The 21,008-nt window shown below is 47.1% G+C and carries 19 protein-coding genes; 6 read left to right on the forward strand and 13 right to left on the reverse strand.

Features of this window, described 5'->3' with window-relative positions; genetic code table 11:
- Positions 1–333 precede the first annotated feature (333 nt).
- Complete coding sequence (locus Q4Q54_RS02260; RefSeq protein ID WP_311987544.1) at positions 334–1,953, forward strand: peptide MFS transporter; 1,620 nt, start codon at positions 334–336, stop codon at positions 1,951–1,953.
- Between the two features lie 43 nt (positions 1,954–1,996).
- Here Q4Q54_RS02260 and Q4Q54_RS02265 read toward each other — a convergent pair whose 3' ends face one another.
- The 6 genes from Q4Q54_RS02265 to Q4Q54_RS02290 all read right to left on the reverse strand — a co-directional run bounded on the left by Q4Q54_RS02265 (position 1,997) and on the right by Q4Q54_RS02290 (position 9,151).
- Positions 1,997–2,236: a DUF3624 domain-containing protein gene (locus Q4Q54_RS02265; RefSeq protein WP_311987546.1), complete on the reverse strand. Its 240-nt coding sequence runs from the start codon at positions 2,234–2,236 to the stop codon at positions 1,997–1,999.
- Positions 2,237–2,329: 93 nt separating this feature from the next.
- Positions 2,330–3,475, reverse strand: a complete 1,146-nt coding sequence (oleD, locus tag Q4Q54_RS02270) for a 2-alkyl-3-oxoalkanoate reductase (protein WP_261273312.1) — start codon at positions 3,473–3,475, stop codon at positions 2,330–2,332.
- 7 nt (positions 3,476–3,482) lie between these two features.
- Positions 3,483–5,357 (reverse strand): olefin beta-lactone synthetase, encoded by a 1,875-nt coding sequence (gene oleC, locus Q4Q54_RS02275; protein ID WP_311987549.1) that lies wholly within the window; start codon positions 5,355–5,357, stop codon positions 3,483–3,485.
- On the reverse strand, positions 5,357–6,265 hold the full coding sequence (locus Q4Q54_RS02280) for an alpha/beta fold hydrolase (RefSeq protein WP_261273310.1): 909 nt from the start codon (positions 6,263–6,265) through the stop codon (positions 5,357–5,359). The genes oleC and Q4Q54_RS02280 overlap by 1 nt, the downstream gene beginning before the upstream one ends.
- Positions 6,266–6,435: 170 nt before the next feature.
- Positions 6,436–7,485, reverse strand: a complete 1,050-nt coding sequence (locus tag Q4Q54_RS02285) for a 3-oxoacyl-ACP synthase III (protein WP_011846420.1) — start codon at positions 7,483–7,485, stop codon at positions 6,436–6,438.
- Between the two features lie 253 nt (positions 7,486–7,738).
- Positions 7,739–9,151, reverse strand: a complete 1,413-nt coding sequence (locus Q4Q54_RS02290; RefSeq protein WP_311987553.1) for a methyltransferase — start codon at positions 9,149–9,151, stop codon at positions 7,739–7,741.
- Positions 9,152–9,315: 164 nt separating this feature from the next.
- Between Q4Q54_RS02290 and Q4Q54_RS02295 the strand changes: the two genes are divergently transcribed.
- The gene (locus Q4Q54_RS02295; RefSeq protein WP_261273308.1) at positions 9,316–9,549 is read left to right on the forward strand and encodes a DUF1289 domain-containing protein; all 234 of its coding nucleotides are present in this window, start codon (positions 9,316–9,318) and stop codon (positions 9,547–9,549) included.
- A gap of 55 nt (positions 9,550–9,604) precedes the next feature.
- On the opposite strand, the gene Q4Q54_RS02300 is transcribed toward Q4Q54_RS02295, so the two are convergent.
- The 3 genes from Q4Q54_RS02300 to Q4Q54_RS02310 form a co-directional block, all read right to left on the reverse strand.
- Positions 9,605–9,967 carry a YajD family HNH nuclease gene (locus Q4Q54_RS02300; protein WP_006081075.1) on the reverse strand — a complete coding sequence of 121 codons (363 nt, stop codon included), beginning with the start codon at positions 9,965–9,967 and terminating at the stop codon, positions 9,605–9,607.
- 165 nt (positions 9,968–10,132) lie between these two features.
- On the reverse strand, positions 10,133–12,109 hold the full coding sequence (locus Q4Q54_RS02305; protein WP_311987556.1) for a BCCT family transporter: 1,977 nt from the start codon (positions 12,107–12,109) through the stop codon (positions 10,133–10,135).
- Between the two features lie 397 nt (positions 12,110–12,506).
- Complete coding sequence (locus Q4Q54_RS02310) at positions 12,507–13,088, reverse strand: DUF502 domain-containing protein (RefSeq protein WP_006081073.1); 582 nt, start codon at positions 13,086–13,088, stop codon at positions 12,507–12,509.
- A 187-nt stretch (positions 13,089–13,275) separates the two neighbouring features.
- On the opposite strand from Q4Q54_RS02310, the gene Q4Q54_RS02315 reads away from it, so the two are divergent.
- The 4 genes from Q4Q54_RS02315 (at position 13,276) to Q4Q54_RS02330 (ending at position 15,748) form a co-directional block, all read left to right on the forward strand.
- Complete coding sequence (locus Q4Q54_RS02315) at positions 13,276–13,671, forward strand: VOC family protein (protein ID WP_006085321.1); 396 nt, start codon at positions 13,276–13,278, stop codon at positions 13,669–13,671.
- Positions 13,672–14,192: 521 nt separating this feature from the next.
- Positions 14,193–14,618, forward strand: coding sequence for a GNAT family N-acetyltransferase (locus Q4Q54_RS02320; RefSeq protein WP_063883186.1), 426 nt, complete (start codon positions 14,193–14,195; stop codon positions 14,616–14,618).
- Positions 14,619–14,737: 119 nt separating this feature from the next.
- Entirely contained in the window at positions 14,738–15,109 is a 372-nt protein-coding gene (locus Q4Q54_RS02325) for a nuclear transport factor 2 family protein (RefSeq protein ID WP_311987558.1), read from the forward strand.
- Positions 15,110–15,271: 162 nt separating this feature from the next.
- Positions 15,272–15,748 (forward strand): GNAT family N-acetyltransferase, encoded by a 477-nt coding sequence (locus tag Q4Q54_RS02330; RefSeq protein WP_311987560.1) that lies wholly within the window; start codon positions 15,272–15,274, stop codon positions 15,746–15,748.
- Between the two features lie 324 nt (positions 15,749–16,072).
- Here Q4Q54_RS02330 and Q4Q54_RS02335 read toward each other — a convergent pair whose 3' ends face one another.
- The 4 genes from Q4Q54_RS02335 to pstA all read right to left on the reverse strand — a co-directional run bounded on the left by Q4Q54_RS02335 (position 16,073) and on the right by pstA (position 20,950).
- Complete coding sequence (locus tag Q4Q54_RS02335; RefSeq protein ID WP_261273811.1) at positions 16,073–17,155, reverse strand: DUF3137 domain-containing protein; 1,083 nt, start codon at positions 17,153–17,155, stop codon at positions 16,073–16,075.
- 493 nt (positions 17,156–17,648) lie between these two features.
- Positions 17,649–18,359, reverse strand: coding sequence for a phosphate signaling complex protein PhoU (gene phoU, locus Q4Q54_RS02340; RefSeq protein ID WP_261273810.1), 711 nt, complete (start codon positions 18,357–18,359; stop codon positions 17,649–17,651).
- A gap of 80 nt (positions 18,360–18,439) precedes the next feature.
- Positions 18,440–19,258 (reverse strand): phosphate ABC transporter ATP-binding protein PstB, encoded by an 819-nt coding sequence (pstB, locus tag Q4Q54_RS02345; protein WP_106650092.1) that lies wholly within the window; start codon positions 19,256–19,258, stop codon positions 18,440–18,442.
- A gap of 33 nt (positions 19,259–19,291) precedes the next feature.
- Entirely contained in the window at positions 19,292–20,950 is a 1,659-nt protein-coding gene (gene pstA, locus Q4Q54_RS02350; protein ID WP_220592527.1) for a phosphate ABC transporter permease PstA, read from the reverse strand.
- Between the last annotated feature and the right edge of the window lie 58 nt (positions 20,951–21,008).

Genomic DNA, 21,008 nt, shown 5'->3' on the forward strand with positions numbered 1-21,008 from the left:
AAGGCGCTAACATAAAACTGCCACAGTTGAATTCTGGCCACTATTTAGCACTCATTTCTTAACTGAAAATGAATTAATTTAACCGCTTAGTATTGTTATAGCGAGCCTTAAAGAACGGCTAAAAATGTTAGTTATACAAAATATTCATCAGTTTCAAGTCCCTTGGCTGTTCCATAGCATCCGAGTGTGATTAACTGCAGCTACTGCGGCGTCTTTTAGCAATCAACAAGGCTGCAATAACCACTAATAATGAAAAATAATTAATAAAATTCATTACGATAAAATGAATCAATCGAAGCTTGGTGCATGAAGCGCCAGCAATGGGAGTCTTAAGTGTCAACAGAACAACATCCTCCGCACGCTATGCAAGGCCCACAGGGTTCGCCCCCACCCGAAATGCTCTTTGGGCATCCTAAGGGCTTGTTTGTCTGCTTTTTTACCGAAATGTGGGAACGCTTTTCCTTCTACGGCATGAAGGCGTTACTGTTTCTTTATCTGATTAAATATCATCTGTTTACCGACGAATTTGGCTATAACGTCATTGGTGCTTACGGTGCCTTAGTGTACGCCATGCCCGTGGTCGGTGGTTTATTGGCCGATCGCTATATCGGCATGCGTAAAGCGGTGATCTTCGGTGGTATTTTGTTGGTCCTCGGCCACTTAGGCATGGCCTTTGAAGGCCATCAAGCGGTTATCGTCGCCGGTGAAGTTCAGCGCGATGAACAAGCACTGCAGGTATTCTATTTATCCCTCGCCTTGATCATTGTCGGTGTGGGCTTTTTAAAACCTAACATTTCAACCATCGTCGGTCAGCTGTATCCCGAGTCATCTCCAAAGCGGGATTCAGGCTTTACCATTTTCTACGCTGGCATCAATTTAGGCGCCACCTTGGCCCCGCTGATTTGTGCTTATTTAGGTGAAACCTATGGCTGGAAGTACGGCTTTGGTTTGGCCGGTTTAGGCATGTTAGCGGGATTGTTGGTGTTTATTCGGGGTAAGAAACATTTGCAGGGTTTCGCCGAACCCAGAGATCCCGCAAGAATTTTAAAGAAAACCGCCGGCATCACCACAGAGCAATGGATTTATTTAAGCGCCATCGGCAGCGTAGTGCTGGTCTGGGGCTTAATTCAAACCCACTCCCTTGTGCTTTCTATTAGCAGTTTATTACCCGCTGTGAGTCCAGTGATCTGGTTCTTGCACTCAGTATCTCTGGTGCTCGCCCTCGGGATTGGCTGGTTTATGGTGAAACACTGCAACCCGATTGAACGTCAACAGATGTCGGCCTTACTGCTGTTCATCGTCGCAGGTTTGGTCTTCTTCGGCTTATATGAGCAAACCTACGGCTCATGGGTGGCATTTTCGGACCGCGTGATGGATCGCAACATGCTCGGTCTCGAATGGAGCGCGGGACAGTTAACCTTCCTCGGCGCCTTCTTTGTGATCAGTTTATCGCCCATCTTCGCTTGGCTCTGGCCTGCCCTCGCCCGTAAACATTGCGATCCGAGTAAACCGGTTAAAACCGCACTCGGCATTTTGTTCGCAGGTTTATCCTTTATGGTGCTTGTGCTCGGGATCCAGATGCCGCTAAGCAATGGCCTAGTGAGTATTTGGTTTTTAGTCGCGGCTTATTTTGTATTAGAAATCGGCGAGTTATTGCTGTCGCCCATAGGTTTATCTGCCGTGACTCAGCTTTCGGTAAAACGCGTGGTCAGCCTGATGATGGGCGCTTGGTTTCTCGGCACTTCATACTCTGAAATCTTAGCCGCCGAATTAAACAAACTCGCCGCGATTGATACCCAAGGCGGCGTAATAAGTGACGTACCGAGTGCGATGGCGCTATATGAGCAACTGTTTATCTTCTCGGCGCAAATTGGCGTGGTAATGGCGTTAGTCTTCTTTGCCCTTGCGCCATTAATGAAGAAAATGATGCACGAAAAAACAGCGACAAATTAAGTCTATGTCCAAGAATTAAAAAGAGCAGGAAAGGAAACTTGGCTTACTCTCGCCCTCTGAGGCGACGGTAAGCCAAGACAATAAGATGTAAAGCCAATAACCCCGTAAAAGCGGTGCAGAAAAAAAGTAAAGCAATCGAGTTTACTTCCCTAGGCGCGTCATAATAAAGCCACCACCACAGCGGCCAACCGATAGCCGACAAAGCGGTAAGCTGCCACATACAGCGTTTGCAGCGACCCATCTTTTGCCTGAAAATCGATGTATTACAGTCACTGCAACTCATAAATCCCCAGCTAAACTATGCCCAAAATAAGAGTGCAAATAAGAGCAGGCACATTGAATATCTAGCACACCCCGAAACTCACGCCTAATAACACTAGAGTGACGCTTTAAGTCTTGCCATCCCTTCATTGATAGAGACAAGTGCGCGATAGCCTAAATCTCGCTTGGCGGCGCTGATATCAAAATAATGACTGCAGGATAACTGCCGTGCCACGAAGCGCGTCATCATGGGCTCTTCTTGCTTCTTTAGCAGAAAATACACAGTTTCCAACACTGTGCCTGCTACATATGCTACAGATTGCGGCACGCGCTTAGTGACTGGCGGCAAAGCATCGCAGGCCAAAATAAGATTAAGCATTTTTGCCATAGTAATGGGTTCATCGTTACTCAAAAAATAGGCTTTCCCCTGACACTTAGGTTTTGCTTGGCACAGTTCTAGCGCGGCCAGCACATGGGCATAGGCTGCGTTGTCTATGTAGATGGTATCGACCAGCTTATCTTCGCGACCAACCAGTTTAAGTTTATTTAAACGGCCGCGCGCCAGAACTCGAGGTACAAGATGGGGGTCGCCAGGACCCCAGATCAAATGCGGCCTGAGCGCGACGGTTTTTAACGCGTAGGGTGCAGTGGCTTTAGTCGTCACTTGGCTAGATACTTGAGTCACATCAGGATTTTCAAGTGGCATGTCACCCGCTTGATTAGCATCAAGCACCATCTTCTCGGCGATGGCTTTGGAATGGGCGTAATAATTAAGGAAAGATGTGGCATAGGGAGTGGATTCATCTATACCGGATTCATCCTGCCCAGCAAAGGTCACACTCGGGGTACTGGTGTAGACTAACTTATTTATTTTTAATGTTTTACAAGCAGCAATCACATTTGCGGCGCCCTTTACATTCGGGCAAAAGTAACTGTCCCTATCGCCCCAAACGCCGGCTTTAGACGCCACATGGAACACGATATCGCAGCCTTGCATCGCCTGTTGCAGTTGGTCTTTATTGACTAAATCCCCTTGCAACATGACTACGCCCAGCGCTTCAAGTTCGGGATAGTGCCCACGGGCAAAACCTGTGACCTTAATGCCCGCGGCTAACAATCTCAAACAAATCGCTTTACCTAAAAATCCCCCCGCTCCCGTGACAAAGACGTGTTGCACTTTAAGGGCGAGCTGCGCGAGTGCCGTTTGTTCAGCAGCATCAAATTGCGCAAGCGTCGTGCTTTTGATTGGGTTTATCGTCATTTAGGTATCAACCTTTCGTTTGTGATTGTGCCCAAACGGCTAATTTTTCTCTAAAAATCTTGGCATTATGCCGCACATCCACAGGGAAATCAGGATGAATAAGAAATCGTCTTATGCCCTGCGTCTGGGTAAACTGCTCGGCGATGGCAATCAAATCTTGGTACAACTGCTGACTCTTATTGCACACCAATGACTGGTCGAGTTCGATACAAATTAACGGCTCTATTTCGTTCGCCACTTTTACCCCTACTAAGGCCGAGCGTTTCACGCTGGGATGGGTATTAAAAATGCGCTCACAGGGAATGGAATAGTAACGCTTAGCAAATATACCATTACGGGTGGCGTCGACTCTGTGGGCCTTGCGACCACACATCCACAGAAGACCTTGATCATCAAGATACCCCAAATCGCCCATGCGATGCCTAACGGTATTGGTAGCTGAGTCCCACATTTTGGCCGCCGCAGTTGCGCTATTGCATTGGCTTTCGTTTTGGCTATCGTGCAGACTATTATTTAGATAATAGGACTGACTCACCATAGGCCCTTGCACCACTATCTCGCCGATTTCACCGTTATTCAGTACTAAGGACTCATCCCACTCGGGAATAACATCTTCGCTGATGCCGATGATGCGAATCGTCACACCTTCAATCGCGCGACCGACACAAATGCCGCCGCCGTTATCTGTGATATCTGTGGTGGCAAATAACGCATCGCTGGCAATCATACTAATAGGCAAAGATTCGGTTGCGCCGTAGGAATTTAAAATCGGCACACCTTGGCTCAGCATCTGGCTAAATCGAGCGATGGAAGCAATGGTCGCTGGCGCACCCGCAGAGATCACCCGCTGCACACTGGGCAATTTATGCTGTTTTTGTTCACCTGCGCGGCCTAAACGTTCAAGCAAGGCGGGATTAACAAAGATGTTGCTGCATTGATATTTCTCAATCGCGGCAAACAGGAATTCAGGATTGGCGGTAATAGGCTTGCTGGCATCCATTTCTGGAACGATAGACGCCATACCCAGCGCGGGGCCAAAGAGTGAAAACAGCGGAAACGTGGCTAGATCGCGCTCGCCATGGCAAATGCCATAATCGTTTTTTAATGCTTGAATTTGCGCCTCAAACATACCATGCCTATACACAACGCCTTTAGGCGTGCCGGTACTGCCACTGGTGAATAAAATCGCCGCCATCTCATCAGATTTAAGCATCACCATGGGATATTCAGCATGTTGCGCTGATGCATGTTTAGCCGAGGCGTTTTGTAAAGAGTCGTTTTGCAGCAGAGTCGATAAACTGATGGCACCAGTAGCGATGCGCATCAATCTTGCCGCTAAGCCTGTTTTGCCGTCATCAACATTGAGTAATGACTTAATGCTACCCTTACCCCAACCAAATAAACGTCTGGCGATATGGGCTTTGGGAATACCGATAAAAGCATCAGGCGCAGCTTCGGCAAAACACTGCTTAAGATTGTTAATCCCCATGCCGGGATCAACTAGGATAGGAATAATCCCCGCTTTAAACAGCGCAAAGGTGAGTGCAAAAAAATCCAGACTCGGCGTGACCATAAGTACAGCCTTCATGCCGCGCTCAATGCCATGGGCGTTAAGCGCAAAGGCTATCGCATCGCTTTGTCTGTCTAGATTAAGAAAGTCCAACTCGCTGTAACGCAAACTCGCCACAGAAGCGCCCTGAGCGCTTTGTACTGCTACCGCAAGATGGTGGGGAATGGCATGGGCGGCTTGCTTGAGATGACGGCAAATATTGGCGTCTCTGGCCATTGCTGACGTAGAAGTGCCCGTTAAAAGTGACGATTCCAACGGCGTCACTACAGCAGCCAGCAAGGGAGTCACTTCAGTCTCAAGCAAGGTCGACATTAACCTGCGACCTGTTCGGACGGCGCCGCGGCTTGGTCGTCAGCCATAAAGCCTTTGATATGGGCAATCACTTCATCGCTGGCATCTTCCAAAATGTAGTGACCACAATCGGCAAATTCATGCACTGTCGCATGGGGCATGTGCTGACGCCATTTTGCTAAAAAGTGCTTATCGAATACAAAGTCCTTCAGGCCCCAACAAATCAAAGTCGGCACTTTGGCAAACTGCGGTAAACTCGCAGCGATATCAGAGACTAACTGATAGTTTCTATCGCCTTCACGCAGCGGAATATCCTGCACAAAACGCAGCGTCGAAATGCGATTGGCCCAAGAGTTAAACGGCGCGACATACGCCTCACGAATGTATTTGGACATAGGCTGACGCTTCACGCCCACATATGAGGCGATAGACGAAAAGGCATTAAAACCACGTACTAGCACTGTGCCTAACAGGGTATTACGACAAATCCACAGCGGCCAAGGAAACGGTTTAGTCTCAGGCAGATGGAAAGCGCCTGTGTTCAAAATCACTAGGCGTTTAATGCGCTCAGGATAACGCGCCGCATAACCCATACCTATCATGCCGCCCCAGTCGTGTACGACTAAGGTAATGTTTTCTTTCACATTCAGGCTATCGAGCAGGGCTTCGAGATCGTCGATGCGGTTCTTAAGGGTATAGTCATAGCCGCTATCGTCTGGCTTATCCGACAGACCACAGCCGATATGATCTGGCACTATGCATTGATGCGTGTCTTTTACGGCGCTCACGAGATTGCGGTAGTAAAACGACCAGCTAGGATTACCGTGAACCATCACCACAGGTTCACCTTGGCCCTCGTTGATATAATGCAGCTTGTTGCCATTACGGCTGAGAAAATGACGTTTAAAAGGCAACAGAGTGTCTAACATGACGCTTCCTATCTTTTGTTCTATTTATGAGAGCGAATAACGATTTGTGTATAGCTGGCTTAGCTTATCGACGGAACGACAGACTGAGCTATCAACTGAATCATCGACTTGCCTGGCTAACTAGAATGCATTCCAGCCATCAAACAAAGGCGTGAAAAGTGCACTGCACCCTACCACTTAATGCCTAACATCATGCAATTCAATCCACTGCCTATGCCTAAAAAGCTCACTTGATCGCCCGCTTGTAAAAAGCCTTGATCGTGCGCCATGGCGGCGGTCACAGGTAACGACACTGTGCCCATATTGCCCAGCAGCTGATACGTAGGAAATTCTTTCTCGGGGGGAATATTTAACGCGCTAAGCACTTGCTTACGGTTCGAGGCGCCCACTTGATGGCAAATCACTTTGTCCACTTGCTCAACCAGCCAATTACGCTGCTCAAGGAAATGCTCCCAAGTATGCTTAGCTAGCTCAACGCCTTCTTTGAGAAGCGTCACCGCATCGGTACGCATAAACTCGCGATACAGATTGTGCCCCACTTCCTGCAGACCCCATTGACACAACTGGTGGTGCTCAGGCGCCGATAAGTGCGATGCACCCAGCAATTGATGCTGACGCACATTTGTCAGCGGCAAACTGCCGTCGGTAAGGATAACCGCCACTGCGCCAGAGCCACCGGTTAAGGTCGCCAGCGACTGGGCAAAATTCTGCATAGTGGGATCGGCCAGCATGTTATCGATAGTGACATCGACAATATCCCGCGCCGATTCACAGGACACCACCATACCCGCCTTGATTTGACCCAACTCAATACGGTTAGCGATATCTAGAATACCCGATAACACCCCAAGACAAGCGTTGCTGATATCGTAAATGGCGGTGTCTTTTGACACTCCTAATTCGGCAGCAACGCGACACGCAGTCGCGGGCTCATGTTGATCGCGGCACACGCCGGTATAGACAACAGCACCTAAATCGGCGACATCAATCCCAGTTTCAACCATGGCTTTACGGGCAGCTTTAATCGCACCGTCGGACAATTGATGTCCTTTTGGCCACCAGCGGCGTTCAGTAATCCCAGTCAATGCGGCAAGCTGTCCCATTGGAATACGGAACTTTTGATACAAAGGAGCAAGACGAGACTCTAGCTCACTACTGGAAACCACAACAGGCGCCAGTTCATAGGCCAGGCTATTAATAAATACGCGGGAATATTTCATGAAACTGTTTTATTCGCTCACTAGAATGACTGACCAACAGGTCAGCTTTCAGTTGTTATTCGTCATTAATGCGACATTTGAACAAGAAAAGCCCGATGATTCAATAAAAAACCATCTTCAGTGTAAGACTTGTCTCACAGCGCAGGTTCCAAACACGACGGCCCTGAATTCACTATCACTAAACTTAAATGCGCTAATATAGAAATACTTCATAAAAAACATCACAGTACAGCATATTTTCAGACACTCAAAATTATACTGACATTTTTTGCGCTAAAATCAGCGAATTTCTTGGTGTGACGCTGTTTGCACAAAATTCACCCACGCAAACACCATATCCTTGTTCCTGCAAAAAACAAGCGCGATCTAAGATTAACCATTGCTCGAGTACAGTGCGGAATAAATGCGCCACTAAATCGATGCGGCGAGTTAATTGTTGTCTTTGTCGCCCTATCTCAAGCCAAGCCTCAAAATCCCTATTTTTGGCTAAATTAACGGCCTTAGTCTCGGCCGCCCACAGGCAAAAATCAGTAAAACTGCCGCTCAACTGACTCTGTTTTAACGAGGGTAAAGGTAAATATTCGTCGATTTGTCGACATTCACGTTGCAGTGCATCAAAACCTAAGCGCCACGCGATTTCTTGATGGCGCAGCGCCTGCTGTTTGGGATTGGCGATCACGCTCTGCTGCAGCGGTAACTGTAAATCATGGCGACTGAGTTTTAGGCTGCTCTGCTGAGCAAGATTGGATAACGACTGATAATGACTCGCGTGAATTAAATGATAACAACAGGGAGAAATCGCCAGCGCCTGAGTGCCCGCCTCGGCCGCCAGTGTTAACAGCCGAACATGCAAATCACCGCAAGCATGCAATGCAACCGCTTGCTGCCGTGCGATTAACGGATTGGCTTTTGCGGCGTGTTGAGCTGGTGCTTCAACTGTAGTAATGGATGTGGTTATAGATGTCGTTGTAGATGTGTTTGTCGCAGCATGTTCTGCACCAATGGCAAAGGCATCGGCACAAATAAAGGTCTGCGATAACTGCCACTTATCGGCAAAGGCCTGTCCTGCTTCACATAATGGCGCTTGCCACTCTAAGCTCACCACTTCGGCGCCGCGGGCTTTGGCAATCAAGCGGCCCAAATGCCCTTTACCCGCACACCATTCCAGCACAGGTAAATTAAGCTGGGGTAAATGCTGCACAAAGGCGGTAATTTGCTGCCATTTACGGCCTTTGATGTGCGCACAGAAATGCGCTTCATCGTCAAAGGACAAACCGCCTTGCTGCGCTGCGGTGTTATCCGCAAGCGACTGTTCAGCCACGCCAGCCTTATCAGTAACTGTCTTATCGTTAAAAACCGTGCGTTTAGCAATAGATGCGGTGAGCAATGACAAGTCCCAATCTTGGCCTAATGCCCTAAGATCGTGGCTCAATGCCGGTGACAGCGCTTTAACCAGTAAAGATTGCTCGGCGTCGAGTCCATCCAGCTCATCGTCAGCCAGCGCCCACACAGCTTCGGCCAACTGCGGAAAATCCTCTGCCCAAGGTAACGCGTTCACTTCAAATGCACGCACTTGCCACAGGGCTGCACTCTGTTCAAGCAACTGATTAAGTTCGCTAAATTGCTGTGAGTAAGTGAGTTGTTGCTGCAGATTATCTTGGTTCACGTCATGCCCAGTGTAAAAAATACTTGTCTCACCTTAGGCCAAGGGAATGCGCCCTAAAGATGACTTTATGCGAGAAAATGTTAGTATCGCGGCCTTTAAACACTCAATCATATCGGCAACTGAGAAGACTCGGTTAACTAGCCATAAGGCTCCAGAGGACACCTATGCTTTCACCTTGCGTCGCACGCTGCGGTTTAAATGACGAAGACTACTGCATGGGCTGCTTTCGACATATCGATGAAATCGTCAGTTGGCGCACGAGTAGCGAAGCGCAACAGGTGGCCATTTGTCAGCAACTCCCCGCCCGTAAAGCTTTATTTGAAGGCAGTGAAAATCAGCATATTTTAAGCCGTGATAAATGGTTAGCTGCCGAGGCGCGTTTAACCGACAAGGACTAAACCCGTCCGCTAACGCCATCCTCTGCACAATCTCATCCAGCTAAAGCCTACAAGGCTATTTTTTCAGCATTGATTTCAAGTCAGCAAAGGGATTGTAGGTCGCCGCCGCTTGTTTCGTTTCTGTGGTGCTGCCGTAACGGATGAGTTCTTCGAAACGAGAATGTTCATTGTCGTGGCAGTACAGGCACAATAACTCCCAGTTTGAACCGTCTGAGGGGTTGTTATCGTGGTTATGATCGCGATGATGCACAGTCAGTTCACTTAAGTTTTTCGGGGTAAACTCGCGGGTACAGCGGCCACATACCCAAGGATAAAGTTTTAACGCCTGCTCACGGTAACCGCCCTCACGCTTAGCTTTGTACTCCCGCGCATCGGCTAATACTTTGTCTAACTTACTCTGGCCTGGCACTGACGACATAGTGTAATCCCTAAAACAAACCCTAAAAAAATTGCCCCAAGGATAATCCGAGTTATCACTTGGGGCAATATCTCCCGCACTTTGCGGGTTAATGGTGCACGATTTGTAGACGTAAATGGCTAAACCGACCTAGGTTACTGGCTTAGCTAACTTAGCTTACGTTACTTAGCTTATGTGGGCATGATCGGCATTCGACAGATGCAAGTAGTGTAAGTATTTTTCATACTGAGTCACCACATCCGCGAGGATTTGCTCTTCGGTATACCCCATCACATCGTAATGCTGACCACCTTGTTCTAAATACACTTCGGCGCGGTAATACAAGGTATTGCCCTGCTCGATTTCAGTCCCTATAGGGTTAGTGATTTCGAAACAACGGGTGCGTACTCCGTAAACAAAGGGCAAGTTCACCTCATTGCTGATCACCAAGCGTACGCGGCCATCTAAGTATTCGAGATCCGCCACTATACCTTTGGTCATAAAGTGTTGACACACCTTAGATAAAGCGGGTGTCGCGACATTGTTCAAGAACACTTGCGCTTCTTCATGGGTGGGATGCGAGACGAGCACGCCAATGCGTTCTTCCCAGCTCATGTTGGTTTTGGCGTACTGCACACTGGTATTGTGTAACTGCACACTGTTGATCTTAAGCCAGTCATTCTTCAGGGCTTTAAATAATCCCAGACACATGAATAACATCACCACGAGGAACGGCATGGCACTGGCGATAGCCGCCGTTTGCAGCGCCTGTAAACCACCAGCCAACAACAATACCGAGGCCACAACCCCTTGCAATAGAGCCCAGAAGATCCTCTGCCATACAGGCGCATTGTTATCGCCGCCCGAGGTCAGATTATCAATCACTAAGGATCCCGAATCCGACGAGGTCACAAAGAAGGTCACCACTAAACAAATCGCAATCCCTGAGAGTAAGGTCGGGAACGGCATGTGCTCGAAAAACACAAACAAGGCCACTGACACATCGGTATTCACCGCCTCGGCAAGGTAGGTCGCGCCTTGATTCATAATCGAATCAATCGCAGAGTTACCAAACACTGTCATCCATAGGAAGGTCAGCGCCGATGGCACAAATAACACACCAATCAAAAACTCACGGATGGTACGACCGCGGCTCACGCGCGCAATAAAGGTACCGACAAAAGGTGACCAAGAAATCCACCAGCCCCAATAGAGCAAGGTCCAGCCGCCGAGCCAATCTTCCTTATGTTGATAGGCGTACAAGTTAAAGGTTTTACCAACCAAATCACTTAAGTAACTACCGGTATTCTGCACAAATGCCTGTAACAGCATGACAGTAGGGCCCAAGATCAAGACGATAAGCAATAAGATAATCGCGAGGCCAAGATTGAGTTCGCTTAAACGTTTGACGCCTTTGTCGAGGCCAGAAAACACCGACAGCGTCGCGAGCAAGGTAATGCCGATGATCAGGCACACCTGCACTACAGCGTTATTAGGTAAACCTTCAAATAGATAACTCAGACCCGAGTTAACCTGCAACACCCCAAAGCCCAGTGATGTCGCCACCCCAAACAGAGTGCCGAGCACGGCAAAGGTATCGACAATATGGCCAATAGGACCATAAATGCGTTCACCAATTAAGGGATAAAGGGCACTTCGCGGCAGTAGCGGTAACTTATGACGATAGGAAAAGTAGGCCAGACTCAATGCCACTACGGCATAAATCGCCCAAGCATGCAGTCCCCAATGGAAGAAAGTAATCTTCATCGCCTCTTTAGCGGCGGCGAGACTCTCAGGCGTAGCATCTGGCGGCGCCAGATAGTGCATTACAGGTTCGGCGACCCCAAAAAACATCAGGCCAATACCCATACCTGCCGAAAACAACATGGCAATCCAGCTTTTATAGCTGTAATCCGGCACAGAATGATCTGGCCCGAGTTTGATATCGCCAAAGCGACTGACCATGACAAAGATGATAAAAATCAGGAAAAACGCCACGCTCAGAATGTAAAGCCAACCGGCTTTCACTTCTATCCATGACTGTATTGATCTAAAAACGGTGTTAGCCTCTGTGGGCCATACTGCACAAATCATCACCATCAAGATGATGAAAAAGACCGACGAATAAAATACCGGCGGATTAATACTCGACTTGATCGACATTGACTCTCCCTATTTCTAGCGGGTTCACTCTCCAAATATCTCAGCGCACCAACGGAGAGATAGAACAAAACTTATACTCAAAATATGTTTAATGCTGCGGGGCTCATCTATGACCAGTATGGGCTCAATCCCACAGTTCAATGCAACGACTCGCTATGGCTAAACGTGACAGGATCTGAAAAACGGGATTAACAACACACGACTTTGACAGCCGATGATTGATGGATAAATAGCGTGAACACCACTAAGGCAGTCAAAGCATGCCTTTAGCATAAAACAAATTTATAATTAGAATATTCAGCACAAAAAATGGCGACCATATTGGTCGCCAAAAAATTATACCACAAAAATCATCAAATTTAATTTTAAACGCTAAATCGCTTGAACCAACATCCGATTACTTAGTAGGTGTTTGCGAAATGCCAGCGGTTAAATTAAAGCGCATCGCCTCTTCAAACGACCAGTCGACCATGATTAAATCGTCCCGTTTGATCAAGCTAGTCACGCCCGCCATTTGGTAACTCAATTGGAACAAAACAGGCACCCAATCGCCCTCAGGCAACGCATCTAACAATGGCTGCGGCGGCGTATCTGTCATGATAAATCCCACCACAAAACTGCCATTCGCCTGCTTCACTAACACTGTCTTTTGGCTGGTCGGCTTGCCATCACGATTCATCAAAGACGCGATATCACGGATACTGCCATAAACCGACTTAAACAGTGGGAAGCGCATCAACTGGCGCTCAAGCCAACCATAAAGCCACACAATCGGGCTGACTGAAAACAACAGTCCCACCGCAAAAACTAATGCCACCACCAGCATAAAACCGGCGCCGACAAAGTGTTGGTTAATCCCTACCAACTCTAAAATCACAATTCCTAAACCATCTAACGATACAAACAGCGACCAAAACAGCCACAAACTCAAGGCCATAGGTAATAGATTCATTAAGCCGCGGGCTAAGGTTTTCTTCATCACACTCTCATTCGGTCATAGGGATATAGTAGGCACAAAATATTTACGCAAAAAAACGCCACAAATGCTACCACAGAGTCACTTTTGCACCAGCACATGATGTAAGGTATCTGACTCTTATTCGTCTCAAGCATAGAGATAGCGTTCAAAATCAGAGCCCACTCTGAGCCATTCTAAGGAAAGTAAAATGCGCGTAACCCGCTTAGATCATTTGGTCTTAACCGTAAAAGACATCGCCGTCAGCGTCGAATTTTATCAAACCGTGCTCGGAATGAAGAAAGTGGTATTTGGCAATCAACGTATTGCGTTAAGTTTTGGCGATCAAAAGATTAACTTGCACCAAGCGGGCGCCGAATTTGAACCTAAAGCTGCAGCAGCCACGCCCGGCAGTGCCGATCTGTGTTTTGTAGTCAGCCATAACATAGAAGAAGTGATCGCGCATTTAAACGCTCTTCAGATTGAAATCATTGAAGGACCAGTGCTACGAACCGGCGCCACAGGCAGGATAAACTCAGTCTATATCCGCGACCCAGATTGTAACCTGCTTGAGTTATCAGAATATCTGCCCGCCTGCACAGGGTAAGCGAAGTTAAAAACTTCATTTGAATTTTTTAATCAAAGTCAAAGTCGTGGGGCTTCACCCCACACCCGACCAAGGAGGACTGCTCGTCCTATCCTCCTTGGATGCTCCAAGACGCCCCTACGGAGTTGAAAGCCCCTTGTGCTCATTGACAAATTTGCTATCGCTTCCGAAGGATGCGTCCCTGCACCTGCGAAAGCTAGTCGTTCATCCATGACCGAACTCACGCAATTTCTCTATTCGCCCTGCGGCAACTCCGAGGGGAGGTGTATTCCTTGGCGTTTTGAGTCGTTATATAGCGATTCATCAGCAAAATAAGCGCGAAAAATGAGAAAGCTAAAACGATATCAAGTGATTACCCATTAAACTGTATAAAAAACCGCTACCGCAAAAAAGCAAATTCCTATAGCATCATTTTTACCAATTGACTTGGATGTGGCAGCGGCCAAGTCCAACAAGCGAGTTATGCCCTGCAGACAGCGCAGCGCATAAATACTAAGACGTTAGTGCTCTAGAGGAAACCGATGAAATTTGAGTTTCAACAAGCCACAAAATCAGATCGAGATTATCTACTAGGTCTGCGCAAGTTAACTATGGTTGAGCATTTAGAAAAATCTGGTCAATTCTTGTCTGATAAAGAGCATGAAATTAGGCTTGATGATAAATATCATTGTTCGTATTTGGTGCATTATAAAAACGCATTAGTCGGTACTCTCAAATACGATTCAACTGAACTCGAAGTCGAGATAATGCAAATTCAAATACATCCTGACCATCAAAATAAAGGTTATGGGCGAGGCATTATTCAGCAAGTATTGAATGGTGCTCAGTCAAAGATCGTGTCACTCACAGTGTTAAAGGAGAATCCTGCATTGCAACTATATTTACGATTGGGTTTCAAAATTGTCAGTGAGGACATGTATGAGTATCATATGCAAATCAAGCACTAAAAAGTTACTCAAACCGGACTCCATAAACTGTGGCGCTTTCTGCATTTCTGCTTCGCAGGCATAAATCCCCCCAATTTAGTCCACAGTTTAGTAAAGCGTTAGGGTTACTTGGAGATTTGGTGGAAAATTTAAAGGCGAAGCTCATCGAATTAGAAGAGCATTTATTTAAGGCTGAGACCAGAGCTTCATACGGCGAATTGGATGAACTAATTGCGGATGAGTTCACTGAAATTGGTGGTTCTGGAGTTCGATTTGGAAAAAAAGAAGCTCTGGAGCGTCTGCCATCAGAATTGCCTCCTAAGATCAGTGCGTCTGAATATGAATTGAGACATTTAGCGCCAAATTGTGCCCAGTTACTTTATAAAGCTGTAATGGTAAAAGGTGGTGAGACAACCGCTATTTACTCATTACGATGTTCAATATGGTCTCTGATAAATGGGAGGTGGCAAATGATCTTCCATCAGGGCACCTTATGTAAAGCATTTGAGTAGTAACCCTAACAGGGCCATTAATTGCGCTCCCTACGGTCGCGCGGCTTATGGCGGCGTTATAAAGCAAAATAAACTCCGGCACTAGTAAGTAGAAAGTAAAGAGCTTTTGAGGTGGTTTAGCTGTACTTAGTTAACTCAAAATCAATGAGATAGGAAGGATCTATGAATTTAAGAAAGTTTGTAGCTCAAGACTCAACAGAAGTCATTTCATGGTTCTCAACTGAAAAGGAATCCCTACTTTGGGGTGGTTGGATGTTCGGTTGGCCACTTTCGGAAACTGAAATGGTAAACCGTAGTCAGCTTCCTGAAGTTGAGTTTATGGTTTTATCTAGTGGTAATAACAAGCTTGGCTTTATTGAGCTTCAGCACATAAGTGAAACTGAAATACGCCTGTGTCGAATTGTCATTAGTCCCGAGTATCGTGGGCTTGGATATGGTAGGGGTTTAATCGCACTTTCTATCGCAGAAGTTAGGAAACGTGAACAGTTCAAAATTGCTACCTTAGCTGTATTTGCTGAAAACGTAGCAGCTTATAATTGCTACAAGTCATATGGCTTTATATCCGTAGACAAAGAGCCAAAGTTTAGAGAGTTTAATGGTCTAAAATGGCCTTTGCTACAGATGGAAACTGCTTTATAACTTGTAAATTAAAAGATTACGCGAATGCTCGAAAGGTGATCCATGGTGATTAGCGAGACGACCGTCCGCCCATGGACGGGGCCGAGCATCCAAGGATGGACTTGAACAACATCCCTGTTTAACGGCCAGTTCGCCGTCCATGGCTCTCGTTCATAAGCTCAGAAACCCTAGGTTTCTATTCACCGAGTCGGTGAGTGAATGCCATGGCAAGCCTTCATGTGTGGAGACCAGCAAACGCTAAGTCCTCTGAAGCAACCTCTTCTCACGACGAATAAAAGCCTGCTCAAAGTACGGTTCAAAATACAGAGAAAAGAGCAGCTCTAGTTAACCCGCTAGCGTCTTAATCCTCTCAAGTGTTTGCTGTGTCGCCAGATTTTGCGCTGCTAGATAATCCAATTTTAGCTGTTTGATGATGCCAGTAATCAAGACTAACTCCTGCTGTAACTGCGGAATTTTCGACATATCATGGGTGGGTAAGTTGATATCGACGGTATCAAATAAATTGCCAAAATAGCTCGCCATGATCAGCACTTTATTGGCTTTAAATTCGATACTCAGCCCCGACCCCCGCGCCGTTTTACGGAATAACTGTTCCAGTTCGACGAGGCGTTCCATCACGGCGGGAGACAACAGATATCGCGCATAATGTTGGTCATGGGAATACACTTCAAACATCGCCTCAAAGGTCACGCTTTCGAGTTTCACTCTGGGTTTCTTTAGGCCTGCCATAGTATTACCAAGGGAGCCATAGTCTTGGCTGACGACGGTATGGGATTCAAAGCTAAAGGGCATCGTCATGATCACGACCCCGCCCTTAAATTGGATCTTGTCTGACTTGCTGCCACGGGATTTTAAGGTTAATTCGCAAAATTCGAAGCTGATATCCTCTACCTTGCCGCGAATATGATCCTCTGATTGTTGCTTGCTAAAACGGGGCATAAGTTCGAAATCTGCCACTGAATCAAGGTTGACACAGGAGTCGGGGCTATAACGGTAGTCCCCTAGTTTTTTGAGTAAAACAGGCAAGATTTTATATTTGTAATGGCGCTTATATTGCATTTCAGGCAGATGAACCCACATCAAAATGCCGGCGAGAACGATCAGGCTCAAAATGGTTGGGTCATGGTTAGAGGCTAACGAGATTAAATCAAAAGCCAGTGCGGGCAGGCACAATAGCCAACCTAGACGCTTCGCCCATTTTTTACGGGAGAGTTTAGTTTCAAGCTTTTCAATTCGATAGGCTTCTAGCGGCGCTAATAGCTGCAATAGTTCGGCTTTAGCGTCCTCGGACAGTGGCGGTAATTCAGCGCGGGGAAAATCAGCGGGTAAATTCGCTTCAGAAATATGATTTCGAATACTTTTAAGAGCTTCGAAACCTTGCTTTAAAGAATACAATAATGGGCTCATCAACTTATCCATGTTATCGCCGACACAGCGCCCATTCCGTTGCGCTGCTAACCCCAAACCTTAGCGGTAACAAATAGGGTGGCGGTTAAATTCTGAGGTTAACATGCTGTGATATCAATCCACAGCTAAACACAAAAATGCTAGCACTTAGGCTTCGACTGCTTTCACTATCTAGGTCTACCGCCCTTTCCAGCAGCTAAAGCTTGTTGCAAGCATCAGATTAAACAAAGGTTAATTTATTGTAAACACAAAAATGACCTTCTTTATTCGCGGTACTGATCCAGAATGCCAGTTCACACTCCAATTTAACTATTCAACTTAGCTATCCAATTTCACAATCCATAGCCCAAAATCCTAGCTCGCTTTCTCTATCTCACGATCCTAGCTCACTATCCTAATAAACGATCCTAGCTCAGCATCCTAAAAGCAAAACGCTCCACAGAGACTGCGGAGCGTTGTATTGAGGCATTACAACAGCAGATTAATGCGTGTGTTAGCTTTTCATGTCCTTTTCCATATCTTCGTAGGAAGTATGGCGAACGTCTTTGCCTTTCACGTAGTAGATGATGTATTCACAGATATTTTTACAACGGTCGCCAACACGTTCAACCGCACGCGCTGCCCACAGTACGTCTAAGACGTCTGGGATAGAACGCGGATCTTCCATCATATAGGTCATTAACTGGCGGATAATGCCTTCGTATTCACGGTCAAGCTTAGCATCTTCTTTGTGCAGCTCTAACGCTGTATCGGCATCCATACGGGCCAAAGCATCTAAGGTCGCATGCAACATACGGGTCGCGTGACGGCCCATATTTTCAATGCTAACTAATAAAGGTTGCTGATTATTCAATCGTTTATCTAATGCTGCTTTTGCGATACGCACACAAGCATCACCTATACGTTCAAGATCGGCGATGGTTTTTGAGATGGCGATAATCAGGCGTAAGTCGCTGGCCGCTGGTTGACGCTTGGCGATAATACGGGTGCACTCTTCGTCGATAGACACTTCCATGCCATTGACCTTGTGATCGCCATCGATAACCCGCTGCGCAAGTTCAGCATCAAGTGCGCTGAGCGCGTCAATGGCTTGCTCAAGCTGACGTTCAACCAAGCCACCCATAGCGAGTACGCGATTGCGGATATCATCCAGTTCAGCGGTAAACTGTCCTGAGATGTGCTTACTTAAATTCATGTTTTCCATTTAGCCAACCTTTTACTTAACTGTTTACCAACATGCTCAAAGCCTGCGGTTGCGGCTTTATCCGAACGCTACCGAGCTGATTAACCGTAACGTCCTGTGATGTAATCTTCGGTCTTACGTTTTTTCGGCGTGGTGAAAATCGTGTTGGTATCCGCGTATTCGACCAATTCACCCATATACATAAAGGCCGTTTGATCTGACACCCGCGCCGCCTGTTGCATGTTGTGAGTCACAATAACCACAGTGTATTTCGTCTTAAGCTCGGTGATCAGCTCTTCAATCGTCAATGTCGAAATAGGATCGAGTGCCGATGTGGGTTCATCGAGTAACAACACTTCAGGCTCGATGGCAATGGCACGGGCAATCACCAGACGTTGCTGCTGACCGCCAGATAAACCAAAGGCGTTATCGTGCAATCTGTCTTTGACTTCGTCCCAAATCGCCGCGCCGCGCAGCGAACGCTCGGCCGCTTCGTCGAGTTCACGACGGTTATTCAACCCTTGCAATCTCAAACCATAAACGACGTTTTCATAAATCGACTTAGGAAACGGATTCGGGCGCTGGAACACCATACCCACGTTACGGCGCAGGGCCGCGACGTCGATTTTCTTGTCGTAAATATTCTGACCGTGCAGCAAAATTTCACCGTCGATATGGCAGTTATCCACCAAGTCGTTCATGCGATTAATACAGCGCAATAATGTTGACTTACCACAACCACTAGGGCCGATAAAGGCGGTCACTTGTTTTTTGGGGATCTTCATCGATACATTAAACAGCGCTTGTTTACTGCCATAGCGCAAATCTAAGTTACGGATCTCCAACGCTGTGTCAGTCTGGCTTAAGTTCGCTAAATCAAAGTTGTTGGTTTTCATTGCTGTCGAATCTATAGAAATCATATTCAGTCCTAATACTTTCAGGATAATCGCTGATTAGTGCTCAAGCGAACGATATTTTTCACGTAAATGGTTACGTACGCCAATGGCCGTCAAGTTAAGTGCCACAATCACAGACACCAGCAAGAAGGAAGTCGCATACACCAGAGGACGTGCCGCTTCAACGTTAGGGCTCTGGAAGCCCACATCATAAATATGGAAGCCTAAGTGCATGAACTTACGTTCTAAATGCACAAACGGGAAGTTAAAGTCCAGTGGTAATGTGGGTGCGAGTTTCACTACACCCACCAACATCAATGGGGCCACTTCACCGGCGGCGCGGGCGACCGCTAAAATCAAACCCGTCATGATAGCTGGGCTCGCCATTGGGATCACAATGCGCCACAGTGTCTCAGCTTTCGTGGCGCCCAGTGCCAAACTACCCTGACGCACCGCGCTCGGAATACGGCTCAAACCTTCTTCGGTCGAAACGATGACCACAGGCAAGGTTAAAATGGCTAAGGTTAATGCCGACCAAATCACCCCAGGTGAACCAAAGGTCGGTGACGGTAACGCTTCAGGGTAAAACAATTGGTCGATAGAGCCGCCCATCATGTAAACGAAGAAACCTAAACCAAACACACCATACACAATTGATGGCACACCCGCTAAGTTAATCACCGCAATGCGGATCATCTTAGTAATAGGGCCTTTCTTCGCATATTCATGCAGATACACAGCCGCGACCACACCAAATGGCGTCACAATAACGGCCATTAGCAGCACCATAAAAACGGTACCAAAAATCGCGGGGAACACGCCGCCCTCAGTGTTGGCTTCACGCGGGTCGTCACTCACAAAGCGGCCGATACCGACGAACCATTTACCTATTTTGCCAATGAAGCTTAAGTGGTTTACATAGGTCACATCCAGCACGGTATCCAGCTTAAGCTCGACTTCTTCACCGCGCATATCACGCACGATTACCGAGTCACGCGCGGCTTCATCACGTAAGGCAAATAACGCTTTTTCAAGCACTAAGTAATCTTTCTGCAGTTGTGCTCGCTTGGCCTCTAACTCAGCTTTGTTGCTATCAGTGAGTTCACCCTCTAACTCGTAACGACGCTCCTGCAAACGCAGCTTTTCAATCGCGTAGTTAATCGAACCAATGTCTTGCTTCTGCAAATCCACCGCTTTGTCCGATAAGGCCACAGCGCGTTCGATATGCTCCATCAAGGAAGATTCAATCGCATCGTTGACTAAATCCAGACGCTTGCCGTTTTCAATCACAGCGATTGGATAACCGTAGAAGTTACCGTTTTTAGCCCGCTCAATCATGGCAACATCGCTTGGCGTAGAACGGCTCAGAATGTCAGTGCTTAATATCCAGCGGAAATCCAGCCCCACAAATTCGCGGTTACCTGTCTTCACTAAATAACGGGTGACGAACTCGCCAGGATGCTCTTTAAACACATGGCCCGCAGCAATCAAACGCTCAGTCGGGACTTCTTCCCTATCGTAAACTTCACCAATTAAGGTTGAACGTACACCCGTGTTATCTTCGAGTTCCCACTGGTAAACCGTTGCTGGCCAAAAGTAACTTAAGCCACGCCAAGCGATTAACAGTAATAAGCCTAAGACGGCAATCAAACTGATGCTCACCGCACCGCCCGTCATCCATATCCATGGCGAGCCTGATTTTACCCACTTACCCATTGCACAAACCTCTCAAGGTCACTGGCGAAATTGTATTTAGTGTCATTGTCTTATCCCC

The organism is Shewanella sp. SP2S2-4, from assembly GCF_031932025.1.
Lineage (GTDB): Bacteria > Pseudomonadota > Gammaproteobacteria > Enterobacterales > Shewanellaceae > Shewanella > Shewanella baltica.

Excerpts from the sequence above, each read along its gene's own strand:
- Q4Q54_RS02265 (WP_311987546.1), bottom strand. The coding sequence starts at position 2,236 with ATGAGTTGCAGTGACTGTAATACATCGATTTTCAGGCAAAAGATGGGT.
- oleD (WP_261273312.1), bottom strand. The coding sequence starts at position 3,475 with ATGACGATAAACCCAATCAAAAGCACGACGCTTGCGCAATTTGATGCT.
- oleC (WP_311987549.1), bottom strand. The coding sequence starts at position 5,357 with ATGTCGACCTTGCTTGAGACTGAAGTGACTCCCTTGCTGGCTGCTGTA.
- Q4Q54_RS02280 (WP_261273310.1), bottom strand. The coding sequence starts at position 6,265 with ATGTTAGACACTCTGTTGCCTTTTAAACGTCATTTTCTCAGCCGTAAT.
- Q4Q54_RS02285 (WP_011846420.1), bottom strand. The coding sequence starts at position 7,485 with ATGAAATATTCCCGCGTATTTATTAATAGCCTGGCCTATGAACTGGCG.
- Q4Q54_RS02295 (WP_261273308.1), top strand. The coding sequence starts at position 9,316 with ATGCTTTCACCTTGCGTCGCACGCTGCGGTTTAAATGACGAAGACTAC.
- Q4Q54_RS02300 (WP_006081075.1), bottom strand. The coding sequence starts at position 9,967 with ATGTCGTCAGTGCCAGGCCAGAGTAAGTTAGACAAAGTATTAGCCGAT.
- Q4Q54_RS02305 (WP_311987556.1), bottom strand. The coding sequence starts at position 12,109 with ATGTCGATCAAGTCGAGTATTAATCCGCCGGTATTTTATTCGTCGGTC.
- Q4Q54_RS02310 (WP_006081073.1), bottom strand. The coding sequence starts at position 13,088 with ATGAAGAAAACCTTAGCCCGCGGCTTAATGAATCTATTACCTATGGCC.
- Q4Q54_RS02315 (WP_006085321.1), top strand. The coding sequence starts at position 13,276 with ATGCGCGTAACCCGCTTAGATCATTTGGTCTTAACCGTAAAAGACATC.
- Q4Q54_RS02320 (WP_063883186.1), top strand. The coding sequence starts at position 14,193 with ATGAAATTTGAGTTTCAACAAGCCACAAAATCAGATCGAGATTATCTA.
- Q4Q54_RS02330 (WP_311987560.1), top strand. The coding sequence starts at position 15,272 with ATGAATTTAAGAAAGTTTGTAGCTCAAGACTCAACAGAAGTCATTTCA.
- Q4Q54_RS02335 (WP_261273811.1), bottom strand. The coding sequence starts at position 17,155 with ATGAGCCCATTATTGTATTCTTTAAAGCAAGGTTTCGAAGCTCTTAAA.
- phoU (WP_261273810.1), bottom strand. The coding sequence starts at position 18,359 with ATGGAAAACATGAATTTAAGTAAGCACATCTCAGGACAGTTTACCGCT.
- pstB (WP_106650092.1), bottom strand. The coding sequence starts at position 19,258 with ATGATTTCTATAGATTCGACAGCAATGAAAACCAACAACTTTGATTTA.
- pstA (WP_220592527.1), bottom strand. The coding sequence starts at position 20,950 with ATGGGTAAGTGGGTAAAATCAGGCTCGCCATGGATATGGATGACGGGC.